Origin of the sequence: Paenibacillus sp. FSL R10-2199, from assembly GCF_038000235.1 — a bacterium.
Lineage (GTDB): Bacteria > Bacillota > Bacilli > Paenibacillales > Paenibacillaceae > Paenibacillus_AQ > Paenibacillus_AQ phytohabitans.
Map to the genome: position 1 here is coordinate 4,152,512 of NZ_JBBOBO010000001.1, position 16,404 is coordinate 4,168,915.

Sequence of the window (16,404 nt, forward strand, 5' to 3'; positions counted from 1 at the left end):
AAGCATGAATACTTGATTATCCCCTAATTTGGCCGGAGCCATGGATAATATACTTGCTTGAAGTCAGCGCAGGCAACCCCATCGGGCCGCGGGCGTGCAGCTTCTGGGTGCTGATCCCGATTTCAGCACCAAAGCCGAATTCAAAGCCGTCAGTGAACCGGGTGGACGCATTATGATATACAGCGGCGGCATCCACTTCCTGCAGGAAGCGGGCAGCATTATCGGCATCCTCTGTCACAATACACTCGGAATGTTTGGTACTGAACTCGGCGATATGCCCGAGAGCCGCTTCAAGAGTGTCCACGATTTTGACGTTGAGAATATAGTCATTGTATTCTGTGGCGAAATCCTGCGGAGTAACCGGCAGAGCCCAAGGGACAAGAGCGATTGTAGCCGGACAGCCGCGCAATTCCACATGGACACCGCGGAAGGCCTCTGCCAAAGCCGGCAGATGACTGGCTGCGAAATCACGGTGAACGAGCAAAGTCTCCATGGAGTTGCAGACAGAAGGCCGCTGCGCCTTCGCATTCAGACTGATCCGCTGAGCCATACCGGGTTCGGCACTTGCATCCAGATAAGTATGGCATATGCCTGCACCTGTTTCAATTACCGGTACAGTGGCATTAAGCACCACATTCTGTATTAGTGAGCTTCCGCCGCGCGGAATGATGACATCCAGCAGGCCGTTCAGCTTCAGCATTTCATCGACAGAGGAACGGTCCGGATCTTCGATCAGCTGCAGGGCATCAGGCGGCACTGCTGTACCCGCCAGTGCGCGGTGCAGAACCTCTGCAATCGCACGGTTCGAGGACAGGGCGGATGAGCCGCCGCGCAGGACCACGGCATTGCCGGTTTTGAGACACAGGCCGGCAGCATCAACGGTTACGTTCGGACGGGCTTCATAGATAATGCCGATAACGCCAAGCGGAACGCGGACCTTCTCAATAAACAGGCCGTTCGGGCGTTCGATGTTTTCCAGATTGTCACCAATCGGATCAGGCAGCACGGCAATTTGCTGCAAGCCCTCAGCTATGCTGTCAATCCGGCCTGCATCCAGTGCCAGCCGGTCGAGCATAGACTCCGGAGTGCCGTTTAGCCGCCCGCGCTCCAAGTCCTCGGCGTTGGCGGCAATAAGGTAATCCGCTTCGGCGCGCAAGGCTGCGGCCATGACAAGCAGAGCTTCATTCTTCTGGCCGGTAGTCAAGCTGGCGAGTACCCCTGTGGTCGCTTTGGCCAGCGTCGTTTTGTTTACCACTTCACTCATGACGATTCCCCCTAAAAGTTTTGTTGGCTTAACGCAGTGTAATCCATTCGTCGCGGTGGATAACCTCGAGCCGGTGCACCTCACCGAGCCTTGGGACAACCTCGCGGCTGGGAAGGCCCTGGATGCTGCGGAGCTGGGTATCATCATAATTGACGATGCCCCGTCCAAGCAGTTTGGCATCCGGGCCAAGTACTTCTACAACATCTCCGGAATGGAAGCTGCCCTCGATTCGTCTGACCCCGACCGGCAGCAGGCTATGCCCTCCATGGAGCAAAGCTTCTACCGCGCCGTCGTCAACATAAAGGGAGCCCAGCGGGGTGGACATGAATCCAAGCCATTGTTTCTTGACGGGCAGGGAGGAGAGGGTCGTGGCAAAATATGTGCCTTTGCCAGTACCTTCAGCTGCCAGTGAAAGATCACCAGGCTCCGTAACTCTGCCTACAAAGACAGGAACGCCTCCCCGGGTGGCAATCTTGGCAGCATCGATCTTCGAACGCATGCCGCCAGTACCTACGCTTGAGCCTGCGCCGCCTGCGATAGCATAGATTTCCGGTGTAATCTCTTCTATATGCTGATACCGGACCGCATCCGGATGCTTGCGCGGGTCCCCGCTGTAGACGCCGTCCATATCCGTCAGGACCAGTAGCCGCGAGGCCTTCAGAAGATTGGCGACCAGCGCCGACAGGGTATCATTATCACCGAATTTCAATTCGTCCACCGATACAGTGTCATTCTCGTTGAACACGGGTACAGCGCCCAGCCGGAGCAGCTCCTCCACAGTCATCATGGCGTTGTTCATGGCGCGGCGGCTGCAGAAGTCCGTGCGGGTCAGAAGGATCTGTGCGGTAGGAATACCGTGCCGGGCAAAGGCCTCCTGGTAAGCCTGCATGAGCATAACCTGTCCTACCGCTGCTGCGGCCTGCTTCTCGTGCAGCAGCTTGGGGCGGGACGGGTAGCCGATAGCACGGAATCCTGCCGCCACCGCTCCTGAGGTAACCAGCAGGACTTCACAGCCTTGCTTGCGGAGTGCGGCAATCTCGGCGGCGAAGAAGGCGACCGCAGACCGGTTCAATCCGCCCTCAGGGCCGCTCAGTGAGCTGCTGCCGATTTTGACCACGATTCTTGTCGTCATTGTCTTTCACTTTCCTCTCAAATTTCAATCGCTGTCAGCCCGAAAATGACAAAAAGCCCCCATCCTTAGACTTAGCAAAGGACGAAAGCTTGGTTAACTTCCGCGGTACCACCTTCATTGATGAGGGTTCATCCGACTTCATTCTCGTAACGGGAGTATCCGTCCTGCAGGGCAGGCCGCTCGGGGGTAGGATTCGGAATGGACATCCGCGGTAAATTCTCCCAGCCTTCCGGAATTTACTCTCTGCACGCGAATCATTATCAATTCTTACTGGTCCCGTCTGCACGTTTCACTATTTGTCATTTAGAATACCATGGGAAAGCAGGGTTTGCAAAGAGCCGTCCGGCGAATTTTTTGGGATGGAGGGAAGCAAATTTAATGTTTGACCTTCAGGGGGACGGGTAAAGTATTTATAATCTGTTACCAGGAGGTGGATTGATTTGAGTAAGAGCACTAATGTCCAGCAGGAACAGAATCAAAATGCCAAAGAAGCCGCCGAAATTCAAAACAAGGCGATCAGAGAGTTTGTCGAGGAAAAAGCCGGAGATTCCCGTACTAAGGGACCGGTTGATGAGAGTACAGCCCGTCTGCCGGATGATCAGAACCGTCTGATCACGCAGCATAATTTGCGCAAATAAATAATTGTTTTCCGGGAAAATACAGCAAATGCCCATCCGGCTTCAAGACAGGAGCCGGATGGGCATTTGCATTTTCCTGCTTTTTATTCGTCCGCCAGTCCGGCAACCGTTGCTTTGAAGGTTTCAATGAAAGCTTCGGCGGCCCGGGATAAGTAGCGTCCGCGCCGGTAAGCGACCACCAGGGTACGGCTGGGAACCGGATCAGCCAAAGGCAGGTAGACAGGTACGAATTCACTCCGCGGAGCACGTGCGATGAAATGGGGCACCAGCGTTACACCCATCCCGGTGGCTACAAGCGACTGAACGGTCTCCATATTATTGCTTTCAAAAACAATCTGCGGCTCAAAACCGGCTTCACGGCAGAGTTCAACGGTCATTTTACGGAAGCCCTGACCTTCTTTGAGCACGATAAACGGTTCATTCTTAAGCTCATGCAGTGAGGTACGGATACCCAGAGCACTCCGCGCTGCCAACGGATGCTCAGGCGGGACTGCCAGATCAATCCGTTCCTCGCCAAGCACCTCATAGGCCAGAGTCGGAATCTCCAGCGGCAGGGAGAGCAGGCTTAGATCCGTCTGGCCGCTGGCGGTCAGCTTCTCCAGATTCATTGAGGAGTCCTCCAGAAGGGTGATTTCAACCTCGGCATATTTGCTTTTGAATACCGGCAGTACATGCGGCAGCAGATGCGCACCGGTGATCGGCATGCTGCCAACCACGACCCGTCCGGTCCGGAGCTGGGAGATATCGGACATTTCCTGGCGCAGCAGCTCCACGGCATCAATGATCGCCTGGGCCTGCTCAACGAATTTCTCCCCGGCATGGGTCAGCTCAACGGAGCTGGTATTACGCTGGAAGAGAAGAACACCCAGCTCTTTTTCCAGTTTGGAGAGCTGCTGGCTCAGTGAGGGCTGGGCGATATGCAGCTTGTCTGCTGCACGTGAGAAGTTTCTTTCTGCAGCGATCTGAAGTGTGTATTGCAATTGTCTGAGTTCCACGGACAGGCTCCTTTAATATAAAGAATGGATAATCTGTCTATAAGTATAACCTATAGATATCCGATTTAGTATAGGTGGTTGTTTGACAGCGAAAAGAGTGGTGTGCTTCAGCAGGTTGATAATCTTACATAATCTGCATATTAAATATCTTTATTTTGAACATAAGGATATACTTAAATTATTCTTCAGGAGCCCTTATGCATGCTCTAGGCATACGTTCTTCGAAATAAACGGGGGTGTATTATGGGTGTTCTGGCAAGATTAATACAATCATTTGACGAGCTCGAAGAACAGCTGGGGTATTTTATTCATAATAATTCGGCCATCGAGCCATTGGATGAGAATCATGACTATCTATACGGGGAGACCGGCTTCTGGTCTAAGCCACAGCCTCATCAGGCCTATATGCAGAAGCATGTGCTGGCGGATTACCTGCAATTAACCGCTCTCTGCAGCCAGGTTCTCGTCAATGTCAAAAGCGAACATTATCACAAGTTCGAGCGGAGCACCGCTGTCGTACTCAGTCATATCAGGCAGAACACACTGCTTCCGAGCAGGACACTGGAAGATGTTTTTAATGAGATTAAGCTGGAAATGGACATTCAGCGTGGAATCATTGCGGGTACGTATCAATAAGGAAACAGCAGAAGCTTAAAGAGTAAGGAACTACTTTCGGCGGTTGTACTGCAGGTGCGCGCTATAGGATGAACCTATAAGTGCTATAGAAATCATATCTTGGAATTATAAACGTACTGATGTTATATTTAGAACATTCAAGAGAGACTCCACGCTCTCATCCAAATGGAACGATTCTACTATATGAGGTGAAATTCATGGGCAACAAGACAATGTTTGAAAAGATTTGGGATAATCACGTTATTCATCAAGAGGAAGGCAAGCCAAGTATCATCTATATCGATCTGCATTTGGTTCATGAGGTTACTTCTCCGCAGGCCTTTGAAGGATTGCGCTTGAGCGGCCGTCCGGTCCGCCGTCCGGGACTTACTTTCGCGACTATGGATCATAACGTGCCTACCAAGGACCGTTACAATATTACAGATCCGATCTCCAAGCAGCAGATAGATACCCTTTCACAGAACTGCCGTGATTTCGGTGTGAGACTGTTCGATCTGAATGATATTGACCAGGGTGTCGTACACGTTATGGGGCCGGAAATTGGCCTGACACATCCCGGTAAGACCATTGTCTGCGGAGACAGCCACACCTCCACTCACGGAGCGTTCGGTGCGCTTGCCTTCGGGATCGGCACCAGCGAAGTTGAACATGTGCTTGCGACCCAGTGTCTGCAGCAGTCCAAGGCGAAGACGATGGAAGTGCGCTTCACGGGTAACCGTAATCCGGGAGTGACCGCCAAGGATATGATTCTCGGCGTCATCGCCAAATACGGTACGGATTTTGCGACTGGTTATGTTATCGAATATACGGGCGAAGCAATCCGTGAGCTGTCGATGGAAGAACGCATGACAGTCTGCAATATGTCGATTGAAGGCGGAGCGAGAGCCGGCCTGATCGCACCGGACGAGACTACGTTCAACTATCTGCGCGGACGTCAATATGTGCCGCAAGGCGAAGCCTATGACGCTGCTGTTGAGACCTGGAAGGGTCTTGTAAGCGATGAGGGCGCACAGTATGACACTGTCGTAGAATTCGATGTAGAAACGCTGATTCCGCAGGTTACCTGGGGCACCAGCCCGGGAATGGGTACGGACATCAACTCAAGTGTGCCGAATCCTGCAGACTTCACCACTGAGAACGAACGTAAAGCCGCTGAAAAAGCGCTTGAATATATGGATCTGGCACCTGGTACGCCTATCTCTGAAATCGGTATTGATTATGTCTTTATCGGCTCCTGCACCAACGGCCGGATTGAGGATTTGCGGGCTGCGGCTCAAGTAGCCAAAGGCCATAAGGTATCCGATAAGGTGACGGCAATTGTTGTACCGGGCTCCGGACGCGTTAAGCTGCAGGCTGAGAAGGAAGGTCTGGACAAGGTCTTCACAGAAGCCGGTTTTGAATGGCGTGAAGCAGGCTGCAGTATGTGCCTGGCCATGAATCCGGATGTTCTGCAGCCTGGACAACGCTGCGCATCGACCTCCAACCGTAACTTTGAAGGACGCCAGGGACGCGGCGGACGCACGCATCTGGTCTCTCCTGCCATGGCGGCTGCGGCTGCAATTAAAGGACGGTTCACCGATGTCCGCGACTGGAATTACAAGACGGAAGCCGTCAACTCATAGAATAATTGAGAGAGCAGGAGGACACAGCAAATGGAAGAATTTAAGAAATTAACAGGTATCGTAGCCCCGGTAGACCGGGTTAATGTAGATACGGATGCAATCATTCCGAAGCAATTCCTGAAACGGATCGAGCGTACCGGGTTTGGACAATTTCTTTTTTACGAATGGCGTTTTGATGAAGCAGGAAATGATAATGCAGCGTTTGAAATGAACAAGCCGCGTTATCAGGGAGCATCCGTGCTGATCTCGCGTGCGAACTTCGGCTGCGGCTCCTCCCGGGAGCATGCACCTTGGGCTATCATGGATTACGGCTTCAGAGTGGTAATCGCACCGTCCTATGCCGACATCTTCTATAACAACTGCTTCAAGAACGGCATTCTGCCGATCAAGCTGTCGGAAACGCAGGTGGATGACCTGTTCAGCCGTACCGCAGAGCATGAAGGCTATACACTGACTGTAGATCTGGAGAACAACAGATTGAGCGATGAATACGGCCTTGCCATTACGTTTGAGCTGGATGAGCACCGCCGCCAGTTTCTGCTGCAGGGATTGGATGATATCGGTCTGACGCTTCAGCACGCAGATGAGATTGCCGCGTACGAAGAACGTCATGCGGCCAAGCTTTTCGGCTAAGCAATGCGGGGATGTTTGCAGGGAAGTGAGTGAACATCTGGCGAAGAAATTCGTAAACTTTACAAATTTTACACAAAACTTCTATTTCCGGGTGTCGGAAATAGAAGTTTTTTTGCTATAATCGATATATTCATTGCCTGTGAAGGCAACTTTTGGGGATTTCTGTCGTCTTAATCTTATCTATGGTTCTATCAATTGACAAAAGGGAGAGGAAAGGATGAAGAAAGCCGGACAACGGATGTTATTCCTACTGCTGCTGCCGCTCTTGTTACTGTCATTCGCCGGCCATGAAGCTGCCGCTGCCGCAAGCAGCCAGGGAAGGATTGTGATGGACAGTAAGGAGCTTGCGCTGCCCAAAGGAGTCATCCTTGAGAACGTGAATGGAAGCGTTATGATTCCGATCCGGGTGGTGGTGGAGAACCTTGGTTTTGAAGTGCTCTGGGAGCAGACCACCCGCAAAGTAACCGTCCAGCAGGACGGCAAGACAGTACAGCTCGCAGTAGGAAGCAAGACGGCTGAAGCCGATGGCGTAAGTCTGCTGCTGAATGCCGCACCCAAGCAGAATGGCGGTACTGTACTGGTTCCTATCCGTTTCGTGAGTGAACAGTTCGGACTCAGTGTCGGCTGGGATAATTCCGACAAAACAGTCTACTTAAGCGGCGGAATTCCGCTTGAATCTCCTGTATCTGCAGATCCGCTGCCTTCAGCTACCGTGGCACCTGCAGCCTCTGCAGGCCCTGTGGTGGCATTGCAATCCCCTGCTCCGACACAGCTGCCTCAGACCAATACAGAGAATACTGAAGAGGTCGAGGGCAGTATTACGGCCTCTCCGACTCCTGCAGTTACGTCCCCGACAGTGAAGGGGGCTGTATTCAGCGAGAACCGTCTTATTGTAGCGGTTGCCGGAGGTGCCAAGCCTACGGTGACCAAGATTACCGGGCCAGACCGGATTGTAGTTGATTTTCAGGGAGCAGCGTTTGCCTCTGATTTCAGCGGCAGCTTTCCGGGGGTATCTGCCAGCAGCAGTCCGCAGGGAAGGCTGGACGTAAGCGGCTACCCGCTGGTATCTGAAATACGCTATGCACTGTTCAGCACCAGTCCTTCTACGGTCCGGTTCGTAATCCAAACCGCAGGCAGCCAGAATTACCAGCTGAGTACGGATGACAGCACAGGGCTGGTGACGGTAGATCTCAACACGGTGAATAGCGGAACTGGCACACCGGTGAATACAGGACTTACCGGCAAGCCTATTGTAGCGCTTGATGCAGGTCATGGAGGCACGCAGCCGGGAGCAATCAGTCTCACTGGCAAAGCGGAAAAAGACTTCAATCTTGCAGTTATCCTTAAAGTTGGAGCGATTCTCACACAAGAGGGCTGGGCAGATGTTGTATACACACGAACGTCGGATGTTACTCTCGGTCTGCAGGACCGTGTAAGAATTGCTGAAGCTGCAAAGGCTACGCTGTTTGTTTCGCTGCATGGGAATTCGTTGGATGTAGGGTATCCGAACCGTGACAAAGTCAATGGCAGTGAAACCTATTACAGCCGCAGCGAAAGTCTTCCGCTTGCCCAAATCATGCAAAAGCATCTGGTAGCCGGTACAGGGTTCAAAGATAACGGCGTCAGATCGAAGAGTCTGCATGTCACCAGAGAAACAAGCATGCCAGCTGTTCTGCTGGAGGCAGGTTATCTGACGAATCCGGGAAATGAAGCGGCTATGTACAGCGAGCAGATGCAAAATAATCTGGCACGGGAAATTGTAGCAGGAATTAAGGAATATCTTGGGCTTTAAGTAACGCGGCAAGGGAGCTGCGTGTGAACAGTCCTGATTTTTAATGGTATTTATTCGCAACTTTTAAGTTCATCAGGCGTCTAAACTATGTCGAAGGTTGTCAGTAGGATTGCACCAAGAACGCTCGTTTGGGGGCGGAATACTAGAGTCTTAGAGGTGAAGAATGAAGAAATTTGCTTGTATGCTGTTGCTGCTGTTGTTCTTTGTTGTGATTCTGCCGGGGCATGGACAAGCTGCTGCGGCTACCAACAAGATTTTCCTGGATGGACAGGAACTGACCGCAGGGCAGGATGTTCCGGTGGAAAATGTAAACAACTCCATTATGGTGCCGCTAAGAATGATCGCTGAGAACCTTGGATACAAGGTGGACTGGAATCAGACAAGCAAGACCGTTACGATTGAACAGCAAGGTAAGACTATGCAGCTGATCGTGAATCAGACTGCAGCCTCCGTAGACGGCAAGACCGTGGTCTTGACCACGTCACCGCTTCTGCGGAACGGTACAACTCTCGTGCCGATCAGATTCATCGGAGAGCAGTTTGGCCTTACAGTCAAATGGGACAATACGAAGAAGATTGTAGATCTTATTACCCCGGAAATCCCGGATACTAACACGGAAACAGGTGGAAGTAACGGAGACGGGGGAACCGTTGTAGTACCGCCGGATGATGCGGCAAGCGGCCTGAGCATGATTAACGGAATCAGCTTCAACGAGAACAGGCTAAGCATTGCACTTGAGGGCAACACCCAGCCGAAGGTTTCCAAAGTGAGCGGACCGGACCGGATTATAATTGACCTGCCGAATGCCACTTTCTCGGATGTATTCGGTACAGGACAACAGCTGGATCCCAACCTGAACGGTATGCTTACGGTTACGGATTATCCGGATGTAACCGGTGTGCGTTACTCGCTGTATAGTACCGCCCCGTACACTGTACGTTTTGTAATTGACCTTACTACCTCGAGAAATTATAGCGTTGAAGTTTCGGGCGATGTCTCCAAGCTGATTGTCATTGATTTGAATGCGCAGAGCACTGGAGATACTTCTACACAGCCCGGCAACAGCGGGCGTAAACTGGTGGTGCTCGATGCCGGGCATGGCGCCAAGGATTCCGGGGCCGTTGGGGTTACCGGTAAATACGAGAAGAATTTCAATCTGGCTGTTATTCTGAAGGCGGCGGAGCTGCTGAAGCAGGAGAACAAAATTGACGTGGTTCTGACCCGCAGTGATGATACCTTCCTTGAACTGAAGGACAGGGCGGCAATTGCCAACAACCTCAAAGCCGATTTATTCATCTCTGTCCATGCCAACAGCAGCGGCTCGTCCGCAGCAAGCGGAACAGAGACCTACTATCAGCGCGAAGCCAGCAAGGCTCTGGCAAAGGTGATGCACAAGTATCTTGTACAGGCTACCGGACTTAGTGACCGGGGCGTACGTTACGGCAACTTCCACGTTATACGCGAGACAACGATGCCTGCGGTACTGCTTGAAGTTGGCTACCTCAGCAACAAGAATGATGAGGCACTTCTGTTCACGGAATCACTTCAGAACAAAGTTGCTGCATCAATGGTCAGCGGGATTAAGGAATATCTCGGGGTTCAATAACAGCGGGCGGCAGCCAGGGCCGCAAAGTCGGATTTCGGCCATAGATTGGGGTCAGAGGACTTTGCGGCCCTGTCCTGCCCGTATTCATATGGAGGGGGTTATTTAGTGATGAACAAGAAATTGACATATGCAGGTATAGCAGTATTACTGCTCGCAGTAATTTCGGGATGCGGTGACAAACCAGCCGCCTCACCGGCAGATGCAGCGGGACAGGATTCATCCTCCGTATCGAGCGGAGCTGAAGGAAACGCAGGGAACGACAGCAGCGCTAATAGCACTAGTGCACCTCAGGCTACAAGTACGCCGGAGCCGGCAGCCACGGAAGCTCCTGTAGCTACTGAACAGCCGGCAGCGCCAGAGAAGCAGAGCCAGACTATCAAGGTCTATTATACAGATCCGCAGCAGACAGATCTGGTGGCGGCCGAAGTCTCTGTCAGCTTCACAGATGCCAAAGACAAATATACAGAGGCCTTTAAGGCTCTCCAGAGCAGCAAGAATGCCGACCAGATTCCGCTGTGGAGCAAAATCGAGCTGAAATCACTGGAATTTACGAATGGACAGATTGTCCTGGATATTCATAAGCCGGATGAGGCACAGCTTGGTGCAGGGGGTGAGGCCCTGGCAATCAGCGCATTGTCCCAGACCTTCTTCCAGTTTGAAGAAGTGAAGAATATCGATGTGCTGGTAGACGGAGAACAAGTGGAGAGCCTGATGGGGCATGTGGATCTCGTGCATCCAATAACGCGTGAGAACAACGGATTGTAAGCATTGCGCAGGAAATAGGCCAATGGCTGACGAAGTAGGCAACATAGAAATTCAGATGAGCCATAGAGAGGGGAATATCGAATTGTCCGGTCACAAAAAATTAAAGCGTAAGGTTCAATCTTATTCTGCTAAAGCGGTGTCCGCCGTTCTGGCCGGCACTATGGTGCTTGGCGGCACGGGAGCGGCTTTTGCCGAAACCACATCAACCGGAACGCCGGCAGCTGCCGTAACTCCCCAGTCAGCAGCAACAGCTGCAGGGATATTCAGTGATGTCAAAACAGCCTTCTGGGCCGAGAAACATATCTACAAGCTGGCAAGCCAAGGCATCGTTGTGGGGAATAACGGTTTATTCCGTCCGGGTGACTCCGTTACCCAGCAAGAAGCTGTTCTGATGGCGCTGCGCTTTATGAAGCTGCAGGGTAACGTGAACACAAGCACAGATGTGGTTCTTCCTGCTGATTTCATTGTAACTAACTATTACAAGCCTTATGTTGTGCTGGCTTTTCAGCAGGGACTGCTGGATAAGACGGTAGAAATGGCTGCAGATAACCTGAAGACCTCCTGGGGAGAGCGCAAGGCCAGCCGCGAGTGGGTCGCAGAATTACTGGTCCGGTCACTGGGTAAGAGTGCATCTGCAGCAGCGGCAGCGGGTGAACCGACCGGTTTTGCCGACGATTCCAAGGTATCTGCGAATAAGCGCGGCTATATTAACACCGCAGTTGATTTGGGCCTGGCCAACGGACTGGACGGCAACCGCTTCGACCCGCAGGGAGCAGTTACCCGCGCCCAGCTAGCCACCTTCTTCAGCCGTGCTGAGGCACACAACACGCTTGACTACGATAATACTTTCAAAGGAACGGTAAGTTCACTGAAAGACGGCAAGCTGACGCTATTTAGTAACGGCAGCACTACGGACTTCACACTGAATGCGAACACTGCATATTTCACAAGTACCTCGGAGACCCGCATCTCTCTGAACGAGATACAGCCCTACACCAAGGTGACTGTTATCGGAGCAACCTATAACGCAGCATACGTAGAACTGACTGACCCTACACAACAACTTGATCAGGCGGAGGGGACGTTTGCGAAGCTGTCTACAGGTATAATTTGGGTTGATTCTGCTAACGGGTATGACCAGTACGCCTATGACGCTGCTACTACCTTCCATGATGTTAACGGAGCGGTGATTCAACCTTCTTCCATTACAGCAGGAAGCAAAATATCGCTGCTGCGCGAAACCTATAGCGGTGCGCACAGGGTTGTTAAAGTTCAAGTCACTTCTGGTGTTGTCAATAAAACAGCAACCGGTACGATCCAAAGTGTGGATACGGCTTCCAAGAGCATAACGTTCAAAAATGCAGACGGGACTACAGAAAGCTTCAAATGGGAGGATGGTACTTCACTATTCAGCTCCCAGAACTCTATTCTTCTCCCGGCGGAGCTGAAAACCGGAGCTGCAGTCTCGTATACGATTAAGGATAATGTGATCCGTACAGTCGAAGTAACCTCGGGCGTAGAACGTACAGTCAAGGGCTTTATCTACGAACTGACAGATACTACAATCGTCTATCAAAAGACTGACGGCAGCCGTGAAGTGAAGCTGCTTGCAACAACACCTGCTATTGTTATTCCTAATGCCTCCAGTCCGGTTATTGGAGATCTGATTGCAGATAAGACAGCCGGGGACAATGTTCAGCTTACGCTGAACAGCAGCGACCAGGTGACTAAGATTGAAGTGATCAGCCGGCAAATTGAACAATATACTGCAGCCACAGTAGTAGATTATAATTCCAAAACACAGTTTCTCACCTTTACAGACAACAACGGCAAAGCACATGTCATCAAATTGGATGAAAAAACAAAGCTTGCCTATGGCGGATTAATTACGACCTCACTGACTACGATGGGAGCCAAACTGGTTGAAAACCGTAAGATCGACGTGACTTCCATTAATGAACGCGCGATGTCTGTAGAACTGTCAACGAAATATACAGGAACATTGACTTCAATCAATGCTACTACACGTACAATTGTGATTAAGCTGAGCAATGGTCAATTGCTGACTATGGCTTATCCGCTATCCGTAGATATGTTCGGTAAAAATAGCGCGGCCATTACCGACGTAGCACTGAATGTTCCGGTAACGGCGGTGCTCTCCACCAACCAGGATATTATCTCGGTTCTCCGGGTGACTTCGGCCAGCCAGCTTGAAATTGCAACCGTTAATGCCAACACTAACAAGATGACTGTAAAATGGGCCGGCGGCAGCAGCGAGCTCTATCTTGCCGCAGTTCCGCTCACCAATGAGGCAGGACAGAAGATATCGCTTAGCGAGGTAAAAGCAGGGGAATACGTAAACGTAAGCTTTGAAGGCTCCACGCCATTATCGCTGCAGTCGGTTAAGCAGTATTCCGGACAAATCTCAGCAGTGGACGCTGCAGCAAAAACCTTGACCGTGAAGGATTATTCCGGAGTGTCTCAGAATTTCACCGCCAGCGCAGGGGTGAGAATTACCCGGGACGGTGTAACCACTACTGATCTGAGCGGCCTTACTACAGCGGACCGGGTATTAGCGCGTAAGGATGCCAGCGGGGTAATCATAATCTCGGTATTCAGTCAGCTTGCCCGTACCTTCTCGCGTTATGAGACTGCGACCAATGAAGTCATGACCAAACGCGCTACTCTGAATGAAAATTATAAGTTTGTGCTTGCGCCAAACGCATATATTCATCAAGGTGACACGACTTTACCCGTGCAATCTCTCAAAGAAAATGATAATATTATAATGTATTTCAACAACGACAAGATCGTGGAAATAGTGAAACAATAATCGTTTTGGTGATTTTCCGTGTGAAACACCGTCTTGATTCAGGCTTTTGCCCTGAATCAAGACGTTTTTTTTGAAATATAAGGACAGCGCTGTGTTCACTTGAACGCTAAGGAAGTATACGATATAATGTATTCTTTGCTTATATTTCTTTTTATTTAGAGATGTTATGCCCGAGTGATCAACTTCGGGTGTAAGTACTCCGTGGAGGGGACGCTATGAAAGTTGCAGAAGTCCGCCACATCCTGGATACCATCGGAGGCATGTTCCCTGATGCGCATTGCGAGCTGAACCATAGTAACGCTTTTGAGCTAACTATAGCGGTGCTGCTCTCGGCCCAATGTACGGACGCAACGGTGAACAAGGTGACCGAGGACCTGTTTCAGAAGTACAAAGCTCCAATCGACTACATTTCAGTGCCGCTTGAAGAGCTCGAGCGGGATATCCGGCGGATTGGCTTATTTCGCAACAAGGCCAAGCATATTCAGAACCTCTGCTCCATTCTGATTGAGCAGTATGGCGGAGAAGTGCCTCAGGCCCATGATTTGCTGGTAACCTTACCGGGTGTCGGCCGCAAGACTGCGAATGTGGTCATATCCAATGCTTTCGGCGTACCGGCCATTGCCGTGGATACTCATGTGGAACGGGTAGCCAAACGGCTCGCGCTTGCGGGCTGGAAAGATTCGGTGCTGGAAGTGGAGAAAAAGCTGATGAAGGCGGTGCCGCGTGACGAATGGACGTTAACGCACCACCGGCTGATCTTTTTCGGGCGATATCACTGTAAGTCGCAGAATCCGCAATGTCAGGTCTGCCCGCTGCTGGATGTATGCCGGGAAGGCAAAAAACGTATGAAAACCGCTGTAATCAGGAAAGATAAGGTTCATACGAAATCAAACAAAGATTTAGAGATGAAGAAGAGGATGGGATAGAGATGAAGTGCATTTCTGTATACACCGATAATTTTGAAGCGTTCTCCGATATTTTTGACCGTGTGGTGGACAGCCCTATGGAAGAAAATGAAGAGCAGGAAGTAGAGGGCATCACAATCAGCCATTCCGGCGATGTGCCTGAGTTCTACCTGGAGCGTATGTCCGTGAAACCTGAAGTGGTTGTAATGAAGGACAAAGCCCGCGGCCTTACCATTCTGCAGCACGGTAAAGTGTTCGAAATCCTGCTTCCAGTCCTGGAAACAGCTTAATAGCAATTCATATGTACAAAGAGCCGGCCCTTGGGCCGGCTCTTTGCGTTAAACGATAAGAATATATAGGTTTGGGGCCCTGGCAAATTCCTGAATAATCATCGAAGATTAGGCCTTAGTGTGTGAGGTGTTATATGCGTGTTTGGCTAATCTGAGAACGCTCTAAGCCTTAGAGAATAGGCAATGTAAACCATAAAAGAAGGCAGGAAGAACACGGCACACAGCAGCAGGGAAACATGCGAGATGTTTTGAAGCAGATGATGGTCCCACACCTGCCGGGAAAGATATAGCAGCACACAAGTGATGAACGTCAGCAGCATGACTACAATAGCGAAAATTTTGCTGGTACGGGTGATTTTGCGGTATTTCTCATAGAGTGTTGAGCGGTCTGTATGAATGGGAACGGTTCCTGGTTCAGCAACGAAGATATGCATATCCCCGGCGGAACACACATAACCCCAGCCGCTGTCAGCGAACATTTCACGGTACTCATTCTCGTCCTTCTGCGGCACATGCTGGATGTCCAGACAATAAATTTGCTTATGCGCTGGACCTCTGCGGACAATGAAGCCAGAACCAAACAGGGAGAACCGCTCCAGCAGCCAGCCTTTCTCCGACAACCTGCTTAATTTATTCATTTCATTCTGCTCGGCAAAAGCCAGTCCTTTAGACGGAATGTACCGTGTCTGCTTATTCGTTTTCATGAGTCAACGCCTCCTTAGCATTTAGCTGTGCTATGTTCCCGTGCCTCGACATGCGCAGTCTCCGTTCAATCTCAGCCTCCACCAGAGCCGTTCCGCTTGAAGTAATCTGATAGGTCTTGCGCCGCTCATCCTCATCCTCGTTCAATAGAATGTAGCCGGATTTCTGCAGTTTCTTAATTAGTGTATAGAGTGTAGCGGGTCCCATCCTGACCTCGCCTTCGGTTAGCTCTTCGATGTACTTCATGATTGCATAGCCGTGCTTCGGAGTGAGCAACGCGAGCAGAATATAATAAGCTGAGTCAGATAATTGCTCCATTTGCAATGGGTTATTCTTGGTCATTACACACCTCCTGTCCGATAATAGAAGATCCTTAGTTATATATCCAAGTTGGTTATATCCACTTGTGATATATCCGATATGGATATAGTAATAAATCTGGAATCATCTGTCAAGGGGGGATTAGTCCAGCGAAGTCTTGTTTTTCGTGAAGGATTATAGCTGATTTTGTAAAAGCGGCTAGTTGATTTGTGACAATCTGATGATAAAATGTAATTATTCTATTCTTGCTGATCAGATAAACATACTAAT

Annotated in this window: 15 protein-coding genes; 10 read left to right on the forward strand and 5 right to left on the reverse strand. The window is 50.7% G+C overall.

The window, feature by feature from the left end:
• Window positions 1–16: 16 nt before the first annotated feature.
• Both NYE33_RS17890 and proB read right to left on the reverse strand, forming a co-directional pair.
• Window positions 17–1,264: a glutamate-5-semialdehyde dehydrogenase gene (locus tag NYE33_RS17890; RefSeq protein ID WP_340986343.1), complete on the reverse strand. Its 1,248-nt coding sequence runs from the start codon at window positions 1,262–1,264 to the stop codon at window positions 17–19.
• A 28-nt stretch (window positions 1,265–1,292) separates the two neighbouring features.
• Complete coding sequence (proB, locus tag NYE33_RS17895) at window positions 1,293–2,396, reverse strand: glutamate 5-kinase (protein ID WP_042138575.1); 1,104 nt, start codon at window positions 2,394–2,396, stop codon at window positions 1,293–1,295.
• A gap of 440 nt (window positions 2,397–2,836) precedes the next feature.
• On the opposite strand from proB, the gene NYE33_RS17900 reads away from it, so the two are divergent.
• A complete protein-coding gene (locus NYE33_RS17900; protein WP_042138574.1) occupies window positions 2,837–3,034 on the forward strand; it encodes a hypothetical protein in 198 nt (65 codons plus the stop codon).
• A gap of 83 nt (window positions 3,035–3,117) precedes the next feature.
• Here NYE33_RS17900 and NYE33_RS17905 read toward each other — a convergent pair whose 3' ends face one another.
• The gene (locus tag NYE33_RS17905) at window positions 3,118–4,029 is read right to left on the reverse strand and encodes a LysR family transcriptional regulator (RefSeq protein ID WP_039308847.1); all 912 of its coding nucleotides are present in this window, start codon (window positions 4,027–4,029) and stop codon (window positions 3,118–3,120) included.
• Window positions 4,030–4,272: 243 nt separating this feature from the next.
• Here NYE33_RS17905 and NYE33_RS17910 point away from each other — a divergent pair, with 243 nt between their 5' ends.
• The 9 genes from NYE33_RS17910 (at window position 4,273) to NYE33_RS17950 (ending at window position 15,111) form a co-directional block, all read left to right on the forward strand.
• Window positions 4,273–4,665, forward strand: coding sequence for a hypothetical protein (locus tag NYE33_RS17910; protein ID WP_042138573.1), 393 nt, complete (start codon window positions 4,273–4,275; stop codon window positions 4,663–4,665).
• Between the two features lie 197 nt (window positions 4,666–4,862).
• A complete protein-coding gene (gene leuC, locus NYE33_RS17915; RefSeq protein WP_042138572.1) occupies window positions 4,863–6,287 on the forward strand; it encodes a 3-isopropylmalate dehydratase large subunit in 1,425 nt (474 codons plus the stop codon).
• 30 nt (window positions 6,288–6,317) lie between these two features.
• Window positions 6,318–6,920: a 3-isopropylmalate dehydratase small subunit gene (gene leuD / locus NYE33_RS17920; RefSeq protein ID WP_039308853.1), complete on the forward strand. Its 603-nt coding sequence runs from the start codon at window positions 6,318–6,320 to the stop codon at window positions 6,918–6,920.
• A gap of 217 nt (window positions 6,921–7,137) precedes the next feature.
• Window positions 7,138–8,712: an N-acetylmuramoyl-L-alanine amidase family protein gene (locus tag NYE33_RS17925; protein ID WP_341066821.1), complete on the forward strand. Its 1,575-nt coding sequence runs from the start codon at window positions 7,138–7,140 to the stop codon at window positions 8,710–8,712.
• 163 nt (window positions 8,713–8,875) lie between these two features.
• Complete coding sequence (locus NYE33_RS17930) at window positions 8,876–10,318, forward strand: N-acetylmuramoyl-L-alanine amidase family protein (RefSeq protein WP_042138568.1); 1,443 nt, start codon at window positions 8,876–8,878, stop codon at window positions 10,316–10,318.
• A gap of 108 nt (window positions 10,319–10,426) precedes the next feature.
• Window positions 10,427–11,083 (forward strand): GerMN domain-containing protein, encoded by a 657-nt coding sequence (locus NYE33_RS17935; protein ID WP_042138566.1) that lies wholly within the window; start codon window positions 10,427–10,429, stop codon window positions 11,081–11,083.
• A 22-nt stretch (window positions 11,084–11,105) separates the two neighbouring features.
• The gene (locus NYE33_RS17940) at window positions 11,106–13,916 is read left to right on the forward strand and encodes an S-layer homology domain-containing protein (protein ID WP_336103240.1); all 2,811 of its coding nucleotides are present in this window, start codon (window positions 11,106–11,108) and stop codon (window positions 13,914–13,916) included.
• A 215-nt stretch (window positions 13,917–14,131) separates the two neighbouring features.
• The gene (nth, locus tag NYE33_RS17945) at window positions 14,132–14,842 is read left to right on the forward strand and encodes an endonuclease III (protein WP_042138565.1); all 711 of its coding nucleotides are present in this window, start codon (window positions 14,132–14,134) and stop codon (window positions 14,840–14,842) included.
• A gap of 2 nt (window positions 14,843–14,844) precedes the next feature.
• On the forward strand, window positions 14,845–15,111 hold the full coding sequence (locus tag NYE33_RS17950) for a hypothetical protein (RefSeq protein ID WP_039308864.1): 267 nt from the start codon (window positions 14,845–14,847) through the stop codon (window positions 15,109–15,111).
• A gap of 146 nt (window positions 15,112–15,257) precedes the next feature.
• Here the strand turns inward: NYE33_RS17950 and NYE33_RS17955 are convergent, their stop codons facing one another.
• Together NYE33_RS17955 and NYE33_RS17960 are read right to left on the reverse strand one after the other, a co-directional pair.
• The gene (locus tag NYE33_RS17955) at window positions 15,258–15,815 is read right to left on the reverse strand and encodes a DUF2812 domain-containing protein (RefSeq protein WP_341066825.1); all 558 of its coding nucleotides are present in this window, start codon (window positions 15,813–15,815) and stop codon (window positions 15,258–15,260) included.
• Window positions 15,802–16,155 (reverse strand): PadR family transcriptional regulator, encoded by a 354-nt coding sequence (locus NYE33_RS17960; protein WP_042138563.1) that lies wholly within the window; start codon window positions 16,153–16,155, stop codon window positions 15,802–15,804. The genes NYE33_RS17955 and NYE33_RS17960 overlap by 14 nt, the downstream gene beginning before the upstream one ends.
• Window positions 16,156–16,404: the final 249 nt, after the last annotated feature.